A 20,318-nucleotide genomic window follows, 5' to 3' on the forward strand; every position below is an offset into this window, starting at 1 on the left:
AGTACTTCAAACTCGTGTTGAGGTACTTCAAACTTGTGTTGAGGTACTTCAAACTTGTGTTGAGGTACTTCAAACTTGTGTTGAGGTACTTCAAACTTGTGTTGGAGTATTAGATGGTCATGCAGCGCATAGCCTCAATAGGACTCCTGTTTGATTTTTGAAAAAAACTCAGTACACGCTCTGTTCCCTGTTAAGAGTTCCCCGCTAAGAGCCTTCGCGAGTAAGTTCATAAACCAAACCGGATTCCCATGCTATAGACTTGAGTTAATACTAAGCTGTTATGCATTTAAATTGTATATTTTGCGATCAGGTTGTCAAAAGTCAACAGTCCAGAGTCAAAGACTAGCTTGGACTTTGGACTGTTGACCCTGGACGGACAGTCCTAACGCAAGAATATTTAATCTAAGCGCATATCAGCTTATAGATTTATTTTGAATAATTTTTCATCACTACAGCACATATTAAGTGCTTGTAAATTTATGATGAATTTATTGTTTAAAAATTGTATCTAACATAATTTTTGCCTGCTACTTTCACAGGGAAAAATTGATTAGTTAGCAACCCACAGTATCGCCCAATTCTAGTTTAGGTCAATATTCCATAATCATTTATGATTTTGCCATATATCCTTGGCTAGATTTTAATCTAGCACGTGAGTAACAAACCTGGAAATGACTATTTCTATTGGTGGATGCAAATTTCTTAAAAGATCATCTATCTTAGGTTTTGTAAAATACAAAAAACGAATCACTAAATGTCGGCTTACGACAGATGAAATTAGTAGAGAGTATAAGTAGCAATGAGCGAAATTAGTATTGTTTTAATTGAAGATCATGACTTGACAAGAATGGGACTAAAAGCAGCATTACAGACCGACAGCACAGTTAGAGTTATCGGTGAAGCTGCAAATGCTACTAAGGGTTTAAAACTTTTGGAAAGTGCCAAGCCGGATGTTGCTGTGGTAGATATAGGCTTGCCAGATATGGATGGTGTTGAACTGACTCGCAGATTTAGACAGTGGCAAACTGAGACAGGAGATTTGACAACTAAAATCCTCATCCTGACAATGGAACACTCAGAGGATACAGTACTTGCTGCTTTTGCTGCTGGTGCTGATTCTTACTATATGAAAGATACAAGTATTGAAAGATTAACAGAAGCAATCCAAGCAACATACGAAGGTAACTCCTGGATAGATCCGGCGATCGCCAACGTCGTATTACAACAAATGCGACAAGTTTTTCCCGAAAATCAGTCTGTTGATAAGCCTAAGACTGTAAAAATAGATGCTCTAGCACCAGAATACGAGCAAGTATTAGAAACTTATCCTTTAACTCAGCGAGAATTAGAAATTCTTGAGTTAATTGTAGCCGGATGTAGTAATGGGCAAATCGCAGAAAAACTTTATATTACAGTTGGGACTGTTAAAACCCACGTTCGTAATATCTTAAACAAACTCTGTGCTGATGACCGCACCCAAGCTGCTGTTCGCGCCCTGCGCTCAGGGTTAGTAGTGTGAATCAAACCGCGCTATACCTTGAAGGTTTAGCGCAGCCTTCTTATTAGATTAGATCTGTTCATCTTTTGTTGTAAGCAAATAAATTTGCTAAGTGATCTCTTTATTGAATTATTTAGTCAAATTTATTTTTATTTATAAAAATTCAAAATATCACGGGTTAAAAACAGAAGTCATAACACATGAGACTCATCAATGTGATGCATGACCTTTAATATTTGAAAATTATTACATTGAACTCAGAAGTGTATCAACATTTTATATCACTTTCACTGAGCCAAAAATTAACCCTTTTACTAAAATTTAAGGCTATATAGAGACGGCAATCATCGCACTTATACCGACAAACTATTAACTAAAAACTACTAATCTTTTTTTCGTAGGTTTATTTTACTAATTGATTGATAGAAACTATGATATATAGTTTCTCTCTTGCGATAGAGTCTCAACTGAACTTGAGATAGAAAAGTTGAGAATTAATATTCGTTATACTAAAAATAAATACTTGAGGAATAGCAATTATGATCAATCTTATAGCTTGGATAATTTTAGGTTTGATTGCGGGAGCTATTGCTAAAGCAATCTACCCTGGTCGCCAAGGTGGTGGAATAGTTGCAACAATGCTGTTAGGTATCATAGGTTCATTAATTGGAGGAAGCTTATTTAATTTATTAAATACGGGTAATTTAGCACTTACAGGAGCAACTTTCAGCATTCCAGGTTTAATAGTTGCCATCATTGGTGCAATAATTGCTATTTTTATCTGGAGTTTGATTACACGCAGAAGTGCAGTTTAGGATCGTTTTGCGTATGTATATTTTAACTTTGGTTAGAGCCAACTTAATTAGGTGCTAACCTTTTTTCATAACTGAGTTTATTTAAAGTTTATCTAAAAATTTAAATGCTATCAGATCCCCGACTTTTTTAAGAAGTCGGGGATCTTGTTGTTATAGACCATTCAGAGGTCTAATCTCTTACTAATCTAAGGACTTTTTTACATCATCTTTGATGTTTTCAACAGTATGGCGCAGATTTGCTTCTGCTTGCTTTGCTTGACCTTCGGCTTTATCCTGGGGGTTTCCAGTTACTTCGCCTACTATTTCTTGAACTTTTCCTTCAATGTTTTTAGCAGTTGCTTCTATTCTGTTTTCGATACTCATAATTTTATTTTGATTTTGATGATTTATTTACATAATAAATATTATTATTAATTTTTTGCTCAAACATCGAGCTGTAGATATATATTTTTATATATAAGTAACCAAAAGATATATTTTTTGACAATAAATTATATGTATAACTAAATTAGAAATCTGAGAGCTAATATAGCAATCCTAATTGAGTTGTGAGAAAACAGGGAATCCCAGATCCCCGACTTCGCAAGAGTTGTCGGGGATCTCGCCTCTCACGTTGGCGCAGCCTGCCCAAAGGGCTTATGATTTAGAATTGCTATATATTTCCTAAGATAGATGATCAGACACAAAATACTATGGGTAAGCGTTACAGATAAAAAATAATGGGTGTGAGAAATAAACATCAAAAAAAAATATGGACACATGAAATCAACGATATTGTTAGAGGAATGTGTGGCGGCTTTTTATTTGGCACTCCGTTACTTTATACGATGGAAGTTTGGTGGATTGGATCTATTGCTAAACCGTCAATGGTAATGTTAGCGATCGCACTGACTTTTATAGTGGTTTTCTTACTCAACCGTACAGAAGGCTTTCGCAAACGTAGACATGGTAATCGATCTTACGAAGCACTCACAGACACTGTAGAAGCAATGGCGATTGGAATCGCCTGTTCTACATTGATACTGCTGTTATTACAAGAACTAACATCAGAAACTTCCCTCAGAGAAATTCTCGGCAAAATCGTATTTGAAAGCGTACCATTTACTCTTGGCGTGGCACTAGCGAATCAATTTTTGGGAGATACTCGCGGCGCAACTAATTCAGACAGACAAACAAAATCTCAGGAAAACAAACGAACTGGTAATCACAAATCTGATGAATTATATGCCACCTTTGCAGATATTGGAGCCACTTTAATTGGTGCGATCGTCATCGCATTTAACATCGCCCCTACAGATGAAATTCCCATGTTAGCGGCGGCGGTTTCACCACCACGACTGATAGCGATGATTGCTGTATCCTTGCTGATTTCCTATGCGATTGTATTTGAAGCGGGCTTTTCGGATCAGCGAAAACGCAAACAGCAACGAGGTCTTTTTCAAAGACCAATCAGTGAAACAATTATGTCTTATTTAGTATCACTAATAGCAGCAGCTTTTATGCTGTGGTTTTTTCAAAAATTGACTTTTAGCGATCCATGGAGAATGTGGTTGGAATACACATTATTATTAGGATTACCTGGCACAATTGGTGGTGCTGCTGGTAGGTTGGCTATATGAACACAGAACAAGAACAACCAAAACGTTCTCCTGCGGAATGGGTTACTTTAAGTATTTCTTTATTCATCCTGGCTGTGATTGTAAGCTTAGTCGCTTACATATGGATAAATGAAAAAGATCAACCCCCCGTTCTTTCTGTTAGTAATAAACAGAAAATTTGGGAAGCTGATGGACAATTTTATGTTCCGTTTGAAATTATTAATACAGGCGGAGAAACAGCCGAGTCAGTACAACTGATAGCTGAGTTAGAAATCCAAGGAAAAGTCACCCAAACAGGAGAACAACAAATAGACTTTTTATCTCGCGGTGAAAAGGAAGAAGGAGCGTTTGTATTTAACCAAGACCCCCGCAAAGGTCAGTTAACCATTCGAGTTGGTAGTTATAAATCACCTTAAAAACTCGTTGTGCGTTATATTTTTGTAGTGATTTGTCATTTGTCATTTGTCATTTGTCAATTGTTATTTGTTATTTGTCAATTGACCAATGACCAATGACCAATGACTAAACAGCCACCTTCTTCTTAGACCAAACACCGTTGTCATCTTCATCAAAATTTTGATGAATCGCTTCCCAAGCTGCTTGTTCTGCTTTGGTTTGATCCTTTGTTTCATCTAAGATGGTATTGTAGCGCTCAATAAATGTATTCTGAGCTTCGCTGGAAAGATGGGACCGTACCTCTGGAGATAAATCTTCTGGACCACTGCAACGACCAGCACAGGGACGGGGTAATGCTGTTTCCATTGTGTGAATTTCTTCACCACCAGCACTTTCCATGAGTATTTGAAATTCCCCACTGCGAGCAGCTGGAACTTCTGCCATAACTAGGAATTCTCCAGCTTGCAGACGAGTCTGGTATACTGTGGCTTTATCTTCTGGCATACCCAAAGTCGCTAATACTGATACTAAACCAGCACCTGCACTACCTGCGATCGCTCCACTTGCAGCACCGAGTAATAATGCACCGATTGGGCCTGCTGCTACAATTGGTCCAACAAAAGGAATGAATAGTACACCAACACCTGTTAGTAAACCTAGCAAAGAACCAAAAAAGGAACCAAAAATTGCTCCTGTTCTTAAACCACCAAGAATTACATCTTTTTTCGTAATAAAACCAGCGATTCGAGTTTCTGACTTAAAGTTTCTACCCATGACCGAAATATGATCTCTAGGTACACCCCGGTCAAGCAAACGCCGAATCACATCATCAATTTGATTCTGTTCTTTATATACAGCTGTAATTGTGCGTTCAGCTTTATATTCTGCCGCCATTGAATACTCCTTTTTTATTATTTTTTGAGTTCGTAGTAAGTGCTTAAGCACTTACTACGAACATTCAATTTTTGACGCCGATTTATTTACTTCTCTCTACCTTAAGTTAGACACCTACAGGTGTTTTTCGTGTTTCTGGTTTAGAACCATCAGGTTGCAATTCTTCTCCCTCAATAAAGGAACGTAGCATCCAAGCTGCTTCTTCGTGACCTTCCATCAATCCTGTGAGGAAATCAGCTGTTCCTTGATCGTGAAATTCTTCAGCACAACGATCAATATGTTCACGAAGATTGCGAATAATTTGCTCGTGGTTATCTACCAACAAAGCTACCATCTCGGTTGCTGCGGGGATATTACCAGCTTGTTCCTTGATAGTACCTACCTTTAAAAATCCCTCCATTGTACCAATGGGATAACCACCTAAAGCACGAACTCGTTCAGCAATAGCGTCAATATTTTCAGTTAGTTGTTCGTACTGTTCTTCCCAAATTTCATGCAAACTGCGGAACTGAGGCCCGACTACATCCCAGTGGAATTTTTTGGTTTTTACTACCAGTAGATAGGAATCTGACAAATCTTGATTTAGTAGTTCAATAACACCTTGACGTTGTTCATCTGTCAAACCAATATTTAATGGGCGCATTGTTTCTAATCCTTAAGCTAACTCCTCTTATAACTTCAGCAATTCATTAACTTCACAACATCAATCCAAAGAATGATTGTGAATTTTTTTGTAAACCGAGCATTATTGCATCAGAAAAATGTTTTGATTTTTAAATATTTCAAAATATATGTCTATGTATAGATTTCAGCTAATATTATTGGATGCCTATTTAAAAATAAATCCCCAGTGAAATATACTGGGGCGAAAGAAATTTGATGCTGATTACTTATTACCAGTTACTTTTTTCAGGAAGTTGCTTACTTCTTCTTCTACTGAAACTGCATCTTGAGAATTTTCAGGACGATTCATGTTCTTAGCATCAGCAGTACCTTGAACTTCGTTCAGTCCTCCACCACTGGTACGCTTTTGAGTTTCTTTCAATCCCAGGGGAGCAGATTTAGCTACCTCGTCAGTTTCACGTTGAGTGTCAAGCAATTGATCAGTAGCTTCTGTTGGGTTACTTTGATAGCTTTCGATTGCAGCAGCAGGAAAAGCATTCGAGAATAGTAGCAAAGCACATGTAAAAGCTACAACTAGAAAACGTACGGGACGCAAAATAGAACCTAACAAAGAAATAGTTTTTTGCATTTTAATTTCTCCACGAGTCAGAAAATAATATAAAATCAAGAGAACATTGTGCAGTGATAAATTCTAAATGCCGCTATTTAGTTAGCATCTATTTTTATTTGTCTGCTTCAATAAAGTTTTCTTGATTGCATGTCGCATTGATGTTTTTCAATGCGTGCATAGTAATTTTATAGTCGGGAATCTAGGAATCTTGAATCGACCTGTAGACTGAAAATTTGAATATAAAATTTGACAAAATACTCTCTCTAGAGGTAGATATTTATATATATATTTGTCAGAGTATATAATTAATTAATAAGTCATTAATTAAACTAATAATGGTTCTTTTAAATTATTGAATAAGCCGTCCCCCCTAGTGGGCAAGTAGGGCGGCTTTATATTTGCATCCGGGAAAATGCTGTCTCCCTTTACGTATCAGTTCTCAAAAAAGGCAAAATTATTTCTGTCACTGCTTCTGGATATTCTTCATGCATTCCTAAAGAACCAGGAAGAATTGCTGATTGGACTCCGCTTAATGCAGCCAAAGCATCCATGTCAGCACGGGATTTGCTGGGAGAGGATTCTCCAATTACCACCAGTAAAGGTACAGATAAATCTTGAACCAACGCCAAAAAATCAGCTTGTTTGTGTACAGCATCGAGATTTCCAGTTACGAAAGCAGCAGGTGCAAATCTAGCTCCTGGTTGTTGGGTATTTTGCCACTTATGCTTAATAAAGCTAGGAGTAAGTTTGGCAGCATCTACGTAGACATGGCGACGGTACATAAAACTTAAAAAAGATGGGACAGTGTTGAGCTTGTAGAGTACTTGTCCTACGATAGGCGATCGCACTATTTCCCTAAATACCCCTGCTAACTGTCGGTCTACACCCATTGTCGGTAAGGGACCACGCCAAGTAGGTGCTACTAAAACCAATCGTGAAAATACTGAGAAATTTTTCCGAGCTAATTGCAGAACATAAGCAGCACTATGACCAGCAGCAACAACTGCTACAGGAAAATTAAATACAGAGGTAACAAAATATTCTAGAAAATGCTCAAAGATTCCAGGTTTGTAATTTACAGGTAAACGGGAAGAATCTCCAAACCCTGGCCAATCTACAGCGACAACTTGAAAATAGGGAGCAAGTAACCTAGCTATCCCACTCATTTCTTCTCGTGTAGATACAGTACTAAAAGCAGGAAGTAGCAATAGCGGCGAGCCATTTCCAGTCGTTTCATAAACAATCCGCAATTGCTGATTTTCCCAGTTCCAGGTGAGTTCTTTGACTACTCCACCAATACCAAAATTAGTAGGAGATGATAATAAGTTAGTTGACATTAGACAGCCTTTTATTATGATTGATTATTAATAATTTAGTTGCAAGTCTCAAACCTCGTGGTGTGAGTGTCAAATAATTCATGAAGCATTAAGCGAAGTTGTACAAAAGTAGTGGCGATCGCTTATCCTTAATTTTGTCTGATTTCAATTACCTTCTCAATTACCTTCTGTGGGCAAAAACCGCGAACCGTTAGCCAGTCTATTACTCTACCAAGCCTTTAAGTGGTCTGTTGTTAGCCCCATGCTACATGTTTACTTTCGGGGCAAGATTTATGGTGTAGAAAATGTCCCTTTGAGTGGGCCTTTGGTGGTGGTAAGCAATCATGCTAGTAATTATGACCCGCCGATTATCTCCAACTGTGTACGCCGTCCTGTGGCGTATATGGCTAAAGAAGAACTGTTTAAAGTCCCAGTTTTAAAACAAGCCATTGAATTATATGGTGCTTACCCAGTCAGCCGCGGTACAAGCGATCGCACTGCTATTCGTGCAGCCCTAAAATATCTTGATGAGGGATGGGCTGTAGGTGTTTTTTTACAAGGTACTCGCACTCCTGATGGACGCATTACCGACCCAAAACGAGGCGCAGCATTAATAGCCGCTAAAGCACAAGCACCATTGTTACCTGTTTGTTTGTGGGGGACACAGGCTATAGAAGAAAAAGGTGTCATTATCCCTCGTGCAGTTCCGGTGACAGTGAGAATTGGCGAACTGATACCCGCACCCACTTCTACAGACAAAGAAGAATTAGAAGCATTAACACAAAAATGTGCTACAGCCATTAATGCACTACACGAACAAGGACGGTAAGTCGGCACAAATAAAGTTAAGTACAGACGCGATGTTCCTCGCGTCTAACTGATAACTGATAACTGATAACTGATAACTGACTTAAAAATCTTCTTCATCGACAAAAAATTCTGCGTCATCTTGTGCATTAGAATTACTTTGTTCAGAGCCAGCGAGTCTCCACAATGGTTGTAGCAAACCCATGCCAATCATGCCCACCGCTGCACAGAAAGCCAGTAATAAGCCTACTGGAAGTTGAATTGATTGAAAATTTAGAAATTTTAAAGATACTGGTGTAGCGTTTTGTACTGAGATCAGGGCAACAGACATTATCCAAAAAACTAGAATAATTATTGTCAGTAGAGTAGCAAGAGTTTTCATGGTGATTAGTTCTGTTAATTTTCTATCTAGATATTTTTATTTTTAAACGATAATTTATCTAACTTTTTGTCAATATTATTGTTGCAAATCTTCATTTACACAACCACTAGAAATAGACAAAGAGTACAATATAGTGCATCGTACTTTACTTTTAACCAAGACTTTATAACGAGGTATTCCAAATATTCTCCCCATTCTGTTAGATGTGGAGCTACTAGCATTTAGTCTAGTTTAGAGTCACAGGTGAAAATGTGGATGTTGAGCAGCCAGCAAAAATGTTGGTAAGCGAAGCCTCCCATACAGATCAGATATTTGTCACAATAGTATTTAGTAATTTCTAGAGTGGCAATCACAACAAAATCAGGGATATATTTAATGCCATACTCAGATGCTGAGTTTTAGCTATTAATAGTAAATATCAATGCTCCAAGCTGAATTTCAGTAAGGTGAATTGTCACTTATTATTAAGATTGCATAACACCGTTCAGCAATTTTTACCGTCCAAGCAGAATCTGTCATCACTTAAATGGCAGCAGTTTGATTAGCTACTTGGCTACTAAGTGAGTAAAGCCTGTGTAGCTGATGTTATGACCCGTCTTGACCTCACAGTTGCTAAGTAATGTCAACTCAACGACCTTTTGCCAGTTATCATCTTTGGTCTTTAGTTGCTCCTGCATCTGGGCAACAACGTTGGCACTGTCAAATGAGACGAGGATATATTAAAGCACGTCAACATGAACCTCAAGTTAAAGCACTGTTAACAAAAGTTACACCACCTCAGCGTATAGGCTTACTAGCACAAAAAGGTGTTTATGAATTTCATCACCACAGATATCTATTAAATGAGTCAGACGGCGTAGAAAAAGTTGCCGAACTACTGAGACTAAGCAATTCGCCTGATGAAGTGCAACAGCGTGTGCTGCAAATTTTGAAGAAATATCACAATGAACCATTGCTTTCAGGTAAACGTATAGTCTTGTTAACCCGTGGCGATGAAGGATTTCCCAAACCAATTTTAATTGATCAAAAACATTATTGTTTCCGCTTGTATGCAACGATGGACTGTATTTTCATCGAATCTTCAGGCAATTTACATATTTTAGATTTTAAAACTGGTAAATCTGCTTTTGACCGTCGTCAGGCATTAGTTTATCTATTGGCAGCTCGTTATCTTTACCCTAAACACAAAGCTATAGCTTCTTTTTATAATTTAGAATTTTCTAAGAAATCGGAATTAATTAGTGTTAGTAAAGGTGAGTTAGATTTTCTGGAGTTAGAATTAGCTAATATTGCTCAAAAACACCAAAAAGATTTGCAAAAATATCAGCAACAAACTCAGAAATTTAGCCAAATTTTTCCGCCAAATCCTGGTTACCACTGTCGATTTTGCCCCTTTAATTCTATATGTGAATTTTCTACTTTTAAGGCTTCGCAAACAGTCTAGTCTGAATTATGAAAGCGAATAGTTTGACGATCAAAGAACTAACTGAGGCGGTGGGGGGTGGGATTACGCCCCGAATGGTACGACATTACCATCAGTTAGGATTATTACCCCAACCTATGCGATCGCATAGCAATTATCGTCTCTACACAGATACAGATGTCATCCGATTGCAGCGAATAGTGGCATTAAAACAACAGGGTTTTCAACTCAATCATATTCGCCAAATTTTGGAAGTCGAACCACCAAAAAATCCCGATGCAAATTTGATGCTGCAACTACAACAACAATATCAAACTGTGATGCAGCAAATTTCCCAACTGCGACAAACTGCATCTGCATTAGAAAGTTTGTTAGGGCGCGATCGCGATTGTCAAATTATCCAAGCTGAAGTTCTTGCTCAACTCAAGTTAATTGAAGTAGAAACAAAAGTCGGACTAGGGGAGTTAGAAAAACTCTGGAGTGGCTTAGACGCTAAAATTCATGCTCACCCAGAAGACTTTCATGAATCTTTACAACACTTATTACCAGATTTATCAGCACGTTCTGAGATTGAACAACACCTGATTTCTCAATTAGTCTTAGCTTGTGGAGATGTGAGTTTAGTCTCGTTTGTCAAGTTGAGTCAGGGAGCGATCGCCAAAAGTCGGGAAGCTCTCAAGTTAGGATGTAAAGTGATTGCAGATATTCCCACGGTTGCAGCAGCGGTTGATCAAACGCGACTAGTTCATTTGGGATGTCGTCTCGAAACTTTGATTGACAATCCTCACGTGACTACGGCCGCTGAGGCTGAACAAGCTTTTTGGCAGCATCAACAATGGCGAGATCAGTTAAAAAAAGTAACAAAAGATTGCATTTTAGTAGTAGGTTATGCGCCTTCAGTCTTATTATCAATCTGCCAAGCGATCGAACAACAGCAAATTCAACCAGCATTAGTAATTGGTATGCCGATTGGCTTTAGCCATGCACCCGCAGCTAAACGACAGCTGATGCAAACAAACGCTGCTTGGATTGTGGTGGAAGGAACTGTCGGAGGTGGTTTATTAGCAGCTACTGCACTCAATGCTTTGGTTGAGTCAGTGATTGAGAAACCTGATTGTCATTGTTATCTGAATCATTGAGGGTGTAAGGGTGTAGGAAGATTTTGGCATGAAGTTGACAAAGTATGGTTTTTAGCCAAGAATCTGTTTTAACATGCCAGTTATAAATTATTGCAGTAAAAATTTATCTTTATAGGAGAATATCTCAACTAAAATACTATCCAAAAATTATGTCAAACAAACTCCTGACCAAAAATCAAAGGGCTAAACCTTACCAATAACCAATGACCAATGACTATTGTACAGACGCGATTAATACCGCATTGTACAGACGCGATTAATACTGCATTGTACAGACGCGATTAATCGCATCTCTACTGAAGCATTGAATACAATTTTCACCTTAAAACAATAAATTAGCGCGTTTACCGAAAAAAAGCGATTAAAATCGACTTTTTTGGCGTTTACTCTAACTAATTTCCTCTAACTTATTGATCAGAGGGCATATATATGTGGCAAAAAGAAAAAAAAGATAACTCAATAGTCAGTTTGGCGTTGTTGTTAGCATTAGCAACAACTCCCATGGCAGTTTCTATTGTGGTGTCAGACTTTGCACTGGCGCAATCTACCAATGCTCCGTCTTTTCCCCAACCCAAAGAAGTACCAAATGGTACTACTGTGCGGATTGATGGTTCAAATAGCATGAATATGATTAATCAAACCATGAAAACACGGTTTGAAAATCAGTTTCCTGGTGTGAAGGTGGAAGTTGCTACTAATGGTGCAGATGCGGCGCTGCAAGCTTTGCAAGCAGGAACAATAGATATCGCAGCGATTAGTCGTGGTTTAACGCCAGAAGAAAAAAACCAAGGTTTAGAACAGTTCCGTCTACGTCGAGAAAAGATTGCGATTATAGTTGGTGAAGATAACCCCTTCAAAGGAAACCTGACTAACCAGGAATTTGCCAAAATCTTTCGAGGAGAAATTACAGATTGGTCACAAGTCGGAGGAGCTAAGGGTAAAATCCGGGTGATTGATCGTCCAGCGAATAGTGATGTCCGTGAGTCTTTTCGCAATTACCCAGTCTTTGAGAAAGCCGAGTTTAAAACTGGTGCAACTGCAACTCAGCTAAATGAAGATAGTACAGTCGAAGTCGTCAAACAATTGGGTAAAGACGGTATTGGCTATGTTTTGGCTAATCAGGTATCAAAACTCGAAGGTGTGCGATCGCTCAAGGTGGATCGAACTTTACCCAGCAATTCTAGATATCCTTTTTCACAGCCTTTAGTATACGTCTACAAGAAAAATCCTAGTCTCAATGTCGCCTCTTTTCTTGGCTTTGTCACCAATGCACCAGGTGAAGATGCAGTAGAAGCAGCTAGAAAAATAGAAGCAGACGCGATCGCTGCTATAGTATCTGCTGATTCCCAAACAGCAACTACAAACACTAGCGCCACAACTCCATCTAGCACAGATGCTACATCTGCTGCTAGCGTCTCACCAACAACAGGCGAAAACAACATCACCACAGTTCAAGCAGATACTACAAATAGTTCTACGTTAACCCCTGGTGTCCAGAGCAATCAAATAAACCAAGATCAACAAATATTGGGATGGTCACTTTTGGCACTCATCCTTGGCGCTGGTGCCGGATTTGTACTATGGTTTTTACGAAAAAAACGCCCAGTCGTTGCCGATGTCAAAGCACAGATAGCAGACGTTACAATTGACTCTACTCCCCCTGCTTCCTCTTCAGATGTCACCAAGTTACCACAGACAACAAATGTTAACTCTGTAACTCAAACAACACCTAGTGATGTGACACAAGATGCAAGTAGCATCCCACCTGAGCAAAATACAGCCAAGCATTTAACTCCTACTGTTGCTGCTAGTATTGCTGGTGCCACTGCAATTGCAGGAGAAAGCACATTAGTATCAAAATGGTCTGAAAAAAATACAGAAATGACTGCGAAAGATCAGACAGATGTTGCTGGTGAGCAAGATGTGCAAACACCAGTTAGAGACATCAATCGTTCATCATCTGATTCTGTACAAGTACCATCAGCTAATAATTCGGGATTAGATTTAGAAGGGCCTGTGACTGTTGTCAATGCGTCCTATCCCCAAATGTCGCAAAATGCTCAGGTTGGATCTGATCCGCAACCAACATTAGTGCAGGACAATACTCAGATATTATCTGCTCAACACTCAGATGTTACACAGCAGAAGCCATCCAATGGTGATGTCACTGAAGTGAAAGCACCAACACAAGCACCATCTGTAAATATCTATTCTCCATTACCAGATGTTTGGGAAGATGCAACTCTCATACAAACACCATTACCATCAGCATCTGAGGTTACAGAAGTTACATCAACACAGGAAACGCCAACTGTTCCTCAACAGCCGGAACTAGAGTTGCCAAATGTCATAGAAATCACATCAACACAGGAAACGCCAACTCTTCCTCAACAGCCGGAACTAGAGTTGCCAWATGTYATAGAAATWACATCWACACAGGAAASSCCRACYSTTCYTCAACAGMCKGAACTAGAGTTRCCAAATGTCATAGAAATTACATCTACACAGGAAAGCCCGACCCTTCTTCAACCGCCGGAACTAGAGTTACCAAATGTCACAGAAATCACATCTACACAGGAAAGCCCGACCCTTCTTCAAGAGTCTGACACAAATCAACAACCTTTAGATTTGCAAACACCGTCAATAGTTATCAATACTGAATATCCTCATTTACCTGATGTTTGGGAAAATACATCTACTCCAAAAGATAGTACTGTTGACTCAGAGGTAGAAACTACCCCACAACAACCAGAAGTATCCCAAGAGTTATTAGATAAAGTAGCAGATACAGCCGAACCAAGCGTTAATCTCACAGAAGAAGTAGCCCAAACTACCCCAACACCAGACCCTTCTGCAACTACCTCTCATCCCACAGAACAAGTTCCATCGACAGTTGAAGGAATTGGTTCGTGGGCTACTATTTATGGCATTAGCAACAATCAAAACCAAAATCCTGACTCAGCACAGACTAGTATTGTGGACAAACCTACCCCAGTAACCACAGCACCTGTCACACCAGAAAATGTAGAGTCAGACAATATTATTGTCCTCACACCGCGTACTCCGAAATGGGCTTACGTTTCTTGGCAAGTATCTGATGAAGCCAAACAAGCACTGCGATCGCAAGGTGGTTCCCAATTTACACTACGATTATATGATGCTACCGACATTGATCTGAGTTATCAAAATCCTGTGCTGGTGCAACAGTACGAATGTGAAGAGACCACAGAAGATCGCTATGTAGCTATTCCGACTGGCGATCGCAATTACATGGCTGAAATTGGTTATACCACAGCAGATAATAACTGGCTATTACTTGCACGTTCCGCAGTTGCTCGTGTTTTCAGTCGCCCAGAGAAAGATTTCTGGTTTATTGCTGATGCAGAGTTAATTATTCACGGAGCTACTGAACCGGGTTCAAGTGTTGCTGTTGCTGGTCATGCAATTAAACTCAAACCAGATGGTACTTTCCACCTGCGTATTCCCTTTACAGACAGCTTAATTGACTATGTTATGACAGCAACAAATGCTAATGGTCAGCGAGCTAAAACCATTCGTATGCACTTTTCTCAGGAGAATCCTGAAGAATAGGGATCGGGGATCGGGGAAGGTAGGGGTCCCCTTTGGGGATAAGGGGCAGGTGGGGCCCCCTCTGGGGATAAGGGGCAGATCCCTATTCCCTATTCCCGGTCAATTCTAGATAAATATGTTCCAATCTAATTGGTTGGCGTGAAATAGAGTCAATATTAATACCATCGAAACGCGCGATAATATCCTTTAATTCTAAATGCTCCGGCAACCAAAATGCTAAATCGCTACCATAACGCCGGGGTGTAAAACCGCATGTAATAGCCCGTGCGATCGCTTTTTCTGCTTCTGGAGTTTGTACTACTAGAATTTCTGTAGCTGGAATACAGGTACGTAATCGTTCTAAACTACCTTCAGCTAAAATCTGTCCATTTTTTAAAATACCAATTTTATTACACAGACGCTCTGCTTCATCTAATAAATGAGTAGTTAATAAAATAGTAATTCCTTGATTTTTTAATTGTTTAATTAATTCCCAAATCTCATATCGAGCTTCAATATCTAAACCTGTAGTTGGTTCATCTAAAATTACTAACTTCGGCTGATGTACCAAAGCTACAGCAATATTTAAGCGTCGCTGCATTCCGCCACTGAGGGTTTCTACCGGACTTTTAGCTCTATCTAATAAATTTACAGCTTTTAAAGTGGCTTTAATTTGTTTTTGTCTTTGTGTTTTGTCTAAACCGTAAATTTTGGCAAAAAATTGGATGTTTTCTTCACAAGAAAGACCCCTATATAATAAATTTTCTTGTGGAGCAATACCAATGAGTTTTTTAGTTGCTTCTGAAACGAACTGATGATTAACCTTGACTACACCGCTATCTGCTTTTAATAAATTACATATAATATTAATTGTAGTAGTTTTTCCTGCTCCATTTGCACCAAGTAAACCATAAATTTCTCCAGGAGCTACATGGAATGTTAAATCCTGAAGAACTTTCCTATTTTTAAAAGACTTATTCAGCTTTTCTATATGAAGCATTACCCATTACCCATTAGCAAATTCATCGTCTCCTTGTGGGCGAAGAATTTTAAAGTCTTCTTTCTAGGATTACCATTCTGCGATAAGAGAACCATCCCCCCAAAATCATCATCAAAGTAAACCCTGATAAGAACTGGAAGTTAGACGCAATATCTTCTATATTGTTCCCCTGTGTTGAGACTGCTAAAAGAGCTTGATTCATGTGATAAATAGGGTTGATTTTGGCAAGATCAAGTAATGCTTTCGGTAAAAAGCGAATCGGGAAAAAAGCTCCGCCCAAAATCAACAAAGGGACACCAAAAGCAGCTACCAGGGAGTTTACATCTTCAGTACGACGCGCTAATTGAGTACCCAAAATAAAGCCTAAACCAACATAAGCCACAATACTCATAAATATAATAATTGCACCCAGAAAGACGGAACCCTTAAACGTAGCACCCCAAAAAGCAGCAATAGTATAAATAATTAATGTTTGCCCAAAACCAATACAACTATGAGCTAAAAAAATCCCTACAAAATAGGATGTTCCACTCAAAGGTGAAATAAATAAGCGTTTGAGTGTTTGCTGTTCTCTTTCTGAGACGACAGTTGCGACACTACCACCCAAACAGCTAAAAAATAGTGCTGCTCCCACCAAAGTTGAAGGTGCAGCATATTCAAAACCTTGCTCTGTTGATAGTTTCATGCTTTCTGCTAACACAAATCCGTTGATCAGCAGAATAGAAATAGGAAAAATAATCCAAAAAATCAGGCTACGTCTTCGCCGTAATAGTTCAATTAAAATACGCTGAGTTACAGCGATCGCTTCACACCATAATTTCATTTTGTTAATTTATTTACAACTTTAAGTGTAAGTATTGTGAATCATACGACTAAATAATCTTGGGGAGCATCCCAATTTTTTCAAAATACCGCAAAGCAAACGGTTTAAACCCTTAGCTAATAGCACAAGTCGTCTTTATACGACTTCATAAAATCAAACAGTCTGCTTTAAGCAGACTTTCACTATAAGACTGCGATTGAAATCGCAGTTTTTTTGAACATTTGGGATGCTCCCTAATCTTGCCTTGTTAAGCCAAAGATAACGCTTTTTCCAGAAGATACCTTAAAGTTAGCACAAATGTTAAGTAATGTTGCGTAGAAGAAGCATAAAAGAAACCCGATCGCATGGAAGCGATCGGGTTTCTTTTATGACACCAAAAAAATTGAATAATCCAAAAATCAATTATATTTATTTCAAAGTGTCTAAATCAAGAGATTGCATTCCTTGCCGTTGTACAAAAGACATCATACTTCCCAACTGCAACCAAACTAAAAGCGAAGTCAAAATAGTTACTGGTATACCGACTGCATAAGCAAGCAAAGGTGGAAAACCAAATATTTCAAAACCAGAACACATAAATAATACGACACCGCCAGTAATTCCCAGAAATGGCACGGATAATTGTTTAATCGACAACTGGGAATTGGATTTTTCTGCTCCATCACTCCGCCATTTGTTCACAATGATCTTTAGTGTTCCAGCTAATGCTACACCAGAGGTTAATGCAGCAAACAAACCAAAAATTAATAGTAAATATGGCGGATGTGAAGGGTAGTAGTACATGAAAACTCCTGATTGGTATGAATTTTGAAAAATGATTTTCCGATGTGTAGGGACGTTGCACCTGCTAGTCTCTACTGCGAAAATTATCTGATTCTAAAGCTGAGTGAACGTATTTTTAAGTCCGTTGAAACGGACTTAATCTATAAGCCTGAAACTTTAGTTCCAGGCTTACTGTATCAAACTTTCAGGACTTCATACCAAAATTGGCGATCGCAGTTACCGAAGGTAATATTGCTGCAACTCTCTCTTTGGATAAGTCGCTCAAAACTCCGATTGCGACATCGAACAATCGATTTGGTTGTAAATCATCTTTAACCAAGTTCCACAAACGTTGAACTTCTTCGGTATGCAGGCGATCATCTTCAGTGAGAGCTAATACCAACTGTCGCCAGAGATATTTACCTTCATCAGATAGGAGATATTCTAGTCCAAGTTTGGCTGTCGGTAAAACATCAAAATTATCATCACTACGAGCGATCGCAATCAAATTCTCTAACCGTTGCCATTGGAATTTACCATCTTTGAATAGCACTTCTAATAACCGTCGGCGCAATTGTGGAGATTCGCCCGTCAACAGACGTCTTGCTACGTAAGGATAAGCTACTTCCACAATTTTAAAGTTGGGGTTGAGGCTCAGAGCAATACCTTCTTGAGTCACCAAGGAACGAATAATTAAAGCAAACTTGGCTGGAACCCGGAAGGGATAATCATACATCAGTTGTGAAAACTGATCAGTGATGGTTTTGAAGTTAAAATCCCCGACGTTTTTATTAATTGCATCGCCTAATGTTGCTTCTAAGGCTGGTACAATTGGGCAAATATCTGTATCTGGTGTTAAAAATCCCAGCTTGACAAAGTCTGCGGCTAAATCGCTGTAATCTTTGTTAACTAGATGTACCAGTGCATCTACTAAACTTTCTTTAGTAGTTTCATCTAACTGATCCATCATCCCAAAATCAATGTAACCCATTTTGCCATCAGGCATGGCAAATAAATTTCCAGGGTGGGGGTCAGCATGGAAGAAACCATATTCTAATAGCTGTTGTAGACCTGAAGTCACGCCGATTTCGATGATCGCTTCCGGATCTAAACCCACTTCCTTGACTTTTTTGGTGTCGGTGAGCTTAAATCCATTCAGCCACTCTAAAGTTAAAACCCTTGTGGAAGTATAGCGCCAATAAATAGCTGGTACTTTCACATCTGGATCATTGCGGAAGTTAGTGGCAAATTTTTCGGCGTTGCGACCTTCATTGAGGTAATCTATTTCCTCAAATAATTTGGTTCCGAACTCATCTACAATCAAACTAAGATCGTGACCCAGATTTAGAGGTAGCCAAGGGGCTAGCCAACCCGCAGCCCATCGCATTAAATAGAGATCGAGGGTAATAACTGGTCGGAGATTTGGACGTTGTACTTTTACCGCGACTTCTTCGCCACTGTGCAAACGACCCCGGTAAACTTGACCCAAGCTAGCAGCAGCAACGGGACTAGGTGATAGTTCGCTGTAGATTTCCTCGACGGAACGACCTAGTTCGGTTTCAATGAGTCGGTAGGCGATCGCATTATCAAAGGGTGGTAACTGGTCTTGCAATTTTACCAGTTCTTCTAAAAAATCTTTACGTATTAAATCCGGTCGCGTTGATAAAGCTTGACCTACTTTAATAAAAGTCGGCCCCAAACGTGTTAGTAACTCCCGTAGTTGAGTAGCTCGTTTAAGTTTGTTTTGCTCAACTTGATTTTGCCACTCATCTAACTTCAAACTCAAGATAAATATGGCAAAAGACCAAATAATCCTGAGCGCCCGTCTCCAAGCTAGCCAAGGACGATAGCGGTAAAACTTTGCGATCTCATCAGGATCGTAGCGTCGATTATTTTGTTTAGGGGTTTGCAGGCTCACTCCCTTATTTACCTCTTCATCTAAAATAAGAATTTGCTTTCTGTTAACCGGATGTGGTTTCCTTCCAGCTCAACAAATACTTACCTGACTATTTCTCTGTAGCTTTGTAGAATGTAGTCAAGCTTTACTAAAAGTTATTTTGTTATCTATTATTTTATATTACTACATAAAAGTATATATACTTACGACCAGAGAGATAATTTTTTGATGTTAGTCATCTTTATTATCTATACAGTATTAATTTTATCGTGTAGTTCAGTCTGTGATCATGAAAAAAACGCTTGAGTTTGCTTACTTTAGATTAAAATCTTTATCAAAAACTTGAGTATAATTTCACACTCTTTAATAAAATAGTGAGTACTTACATTTATGTGTTATCAAGATCAAACAAATTGATATTTCCTGATCCCTGAATTTTGGATGTTAAGGGATCAAAGTTAAACTTATTGCTCTCAAGTTGCTCTCAAATTAATCTAACTAGCTGTTTGATGAGAATTTCAGCGTTTTGAAAATACGAGCGATCGCTTTTACCTTAGCTACAATCATCACAATAGATTTACTAAGTTAAATCATATATTTAAAGTTTTATTTAGAAAGATTGCGAATTGCAAAGTATAAAGCCTGCGATTGAAATCGCAGTCTTATAGTTCAAGTCTGCTTAAGCAGACTAGTTTAAGTCTTATCACCAAGCGTATTGACCTTTATTCCAAATATTTTTTGATCAAATATTTAGAATCCCTTAT

General features: G+C 38.7%; 18 protein-coding genes. 8 read left to right on the forward strand and 10 right to left on the reverse strand.

The features are described from left to right. The first annotated feature begins 799 nt into the window (after positions 1 to 799). Positions 800 to 1,519 (forward strand): response regulator, encoded by a 720-nt coding sequence (locus B4U84_RS04660; RefSeq protein ID WP_131115805.1) that lies wholly within the window; start codon positions 800 to 802, stop codon positions 1,517 to 1,519. Positions 1,520 to 2,037: 518 nt separating this feature from the next. Next, the gene (locus tag B4U84_RS04665) at positions 2,038 to 2,313 is read left to right on the forward strand and encodes a GlsB/YeaQ/YmgE family stress response membrane protein (protein WP_017309534.1); all 276 of its coding nucleotides are present in this window, start codon (positions 2,038 to 2,040) and stop codon (positions 2,311 to 2,313) included. A 180-nt stretch (positions 2,314 to 2,493) separates the two neighbouring features. Here the strand turns inward: B4U84_RS04665 and B4U84_RS04670 are convergent, their stop codons facing one another. After that, positions 2,494 to 2,676 (reverse strand): CsbD family protein, encoded by a 183-nt coding sequence (locus B4U84_RS04670; RefSeq protein ID WP_131115807.1) that lies wholly within the window; start codon positions 2,674 to 2,676, stop codon positions 2,494 to 2,496. Between the two features lie 356 nt (positions 2,677 to 3,032). On the opposite strand from B4U84_RS04670, the gene B4U84_RS04675 reads away from it, so the two are divergent. Together B4U84_RS04675 and B4U84_RS04680 are read left to right on the forward strand one after the other, a co-directional pair. Beyond that, complete coding sequence (locus tag B4U84_RS04675) at positions 3,033 to 3,932, forward strand: TIGR02587 family membrane protein (RefSeq protein WP_131115809.1); 900 nt, start codon at positions 3,033 to 3,035, stop codon at positions 3,930 to 3,932. Then, positions 3,929 to 4,327: a TIGR02588 family protein gene (locus B4U84_RS04680; protein WP_131115811.1), complete on the forward strand. Its 399-nt coding sequence runs from the start codon at positions 3,929 to 3,931 to the stop codon at positions 4,325 to 4,327. Before B4U84_RS04675 ends, B4U84_RS04680 begins: the two co-directional genes overlap by 4 nt. Positions 4,328 to 4,433: 106 nt before the next feature. Here B4U84_RS04680 and B4U84_RS04685 read toward each other — a convergent pair whose 3' ends face one another. The 4 genes from B4U84_RS04685 to B4U84_RS04700 all read right to left on the reverse strand — a co-directional run bounded on the left by B4U84_RS04685 (position 4,434) and on the right by B4U84_RS04700 (position 7,772). Next, positions 4,434 to 5,201 (reverse strand): ChaB family protein, encoded by a 768-nt coding sequence (locus B4U84_RS04685; RefSeq protein ID WP_017309530.1) that lies wholly within the window; start codon positions 5,199 to 5,201, stop codon positions 4,434 to 4,436. A gap of 106 nt (positions 5,202 to 5,307) precedes the next feature. Further along, positions 5,308 to 5,844: a Dps family protein gene (locus B4U84_RS04690; protein WP_017309529.1), complete on the reverse strand. Its 537-nt coding sequence runs from the start codon at positions 5,842 to 5,844 to the stop codon at positions 5,308 to 5,310. Between the two features lie 243 nt (positions 5,845 to 6,087). Beyond that, positions 6,088 to 6,453 (reverse strand): hypothetical protein, encoded by a 366-nt coding sequence (locus B4U84_RS04695; RefSeq protein ID WP_017309528.1) that lies wholly within the window; start codon positions 6,451 to 6,453, stop codon positions 6,088 to 6,090. Positions 6,454 to 6,860: 407 nt separating this feature from the next. Further along, positions 6,861 to 7,772, reverse strand: coding sequence for an alpha/beta fold hydrolase (locus B4U84_RS04700; RefSeq protein ID WP_131115813.1), 912 nt, complete (start codon positions 7,770 to 7,772; stop codon positions 6,861 to 6,863). A 169-nt stretch (positions 7,773 to 7,941) separates the two neighbouring features. Between B4U84_RS04700 and B4U84_RS04705 the strand changes: the two genes are divergently transcribed. Next, positions 7,942 to 8,580 (forward strand): lysophospholipid acyltransferase family protein, encoded by a 639-nt coding sequence (locus B4U84_RS04705; RefSeq protein WP_131115815.1) that lies wholly within the window; start codon positions 7,942 to 7,944, stop codon positions 8,578 to 8,580. Positions 8,581 to 8,661: 81 nt separating this feature from the next. Here B4U84_RS04705 and B4U84_RS04710 read toward each other — a convergent pair whose 3' ends face one another. Next, a complete protein-coding gene (locus tag B4U84_RS04710) occupies positions 8,662 to 8,940 on the reverse strand; it encodes a LapA family protein (RefSeq protein ID WP_017309525.1) in 279 nt (92 codons plus the stop codon). Positions 8,941 to 9,559: 619 nt separating this feature from the next. On the opposite strand from B4U84_RS04710, the gene B4U84_RS04715 reads away from it, so the two are divergent. The 3 genes from B4U84_RS04715 (at position 9,560) to B4U84_RS04725 (ending at position 15,093) form a co-directional block, all read left to right on the forward strand. Further along, positions 9,560 to 10,384, forward strand: coding sequence for a PD-(D/E)XK nuclease family protein (locus B4U84_RS04715; protein WP_017309524.1), 825 nt, complete (start codon positions 9,560 to 9,562; stop codon positions 10,382 to 10,384). Positions 10,385 to 10,392: 8 nt separating this feature from the next. Continuing rightward, on the forward strand, positions 10,393 to 11,502 hold the full coding sequence (locus B4U84_RS04720) for a precorrin-8X methylmutase (protein WP_131115817.1): 1,110 nt from the start codon (positions 10,393 to 10,395) through the stop codon (positions 11,500 to 11,502). 429 nt (positions 11,503 to 11,931) lie between these two features. Further along, positions 11,932 to 15,093: a substrate-binding domain-containing protein gene (locus tag B4U84_RS04725; protein ID WP_131115819.1), complete on the forward strand. Its 3,162-nt coding sequence runs from the start codon at positions 11,932 to 11,934 to the stop codon at positions 15,091 to 15,093. A gap of 82 nt (positions 15,094 to 15,175) precedes the next feature. Here the strand turns inward: B4U84_RS04725 and B4U84_RS04730 are convergent, their stop codons facing one another. The 4 genes from B4U84_RS04730 to B4U84_RS04745 all read right to left on the reverse strand — a co-directional run bounded on the left by B4U84_RS04730 (position 15,176) and on the right by B4U84_RS04745 (position 19,575). Next, positions 15,176 to 16,072, reverse strand: coding sequence for an ABC transporter ATP-binding protein (locus B4U84_RS04730; RefSeq protein WP_131115821.1), 897 nt, complete (start codon positions 16,070 to 16,072; stop codon positions 15,176 to 15,178). 49 nt (positions 16,073 to 16,121) lie between these two features. Further along, on the reverse strand, positions 16,122 to 16,895 hold the full coding sequence (locus B4U84_RS04735; RefSeq protein WP_044451559.1) for an ABC transporter permease: 774 nt from the start codon (positions 16,893 to 16,895) through the stop codon (positions 16,122 to 16,124). A 408-nt stretch (positions 16,896 to 17,303) separates the two neighbouring features. Beyond that, a complete protein-coding gene (locus B4U84_RS04740) occupies positions 17,304 to 17,678 on the reverse strand; it encodes a hypothetical protein (protein ID WP_017309518.1) in 375 nt (124 codons plus the stop codon). A gap of 184 nt (positions 17,679 to 17,862) precedes the next feature. After that, positions 17,863 to 19,575 (reverse strand): ABC1 kinase family protein, encoded by a 1,713-nt coding sequence (locus B4U84_RS04745; RefSeq protein WP_017309517.1) that lies wholly within the window; start codon positions 19,573 to 19,575, stop codon positions 17,863 to 17,865. Between the last annotated feature and the right edge of the window lie 743 nt (positions 19,576 to 20,318).

It is taken from the genome of Westiellopsis prolifica IICB1, from assembly GCF_004323185.1.
Lineage (GTDB): Bacteria > Cyanobacteriota > Cyanobacteriia > Cyanobacteriales > Nostocaceae > Pelatocladus > Pelatocladus prolificus_A.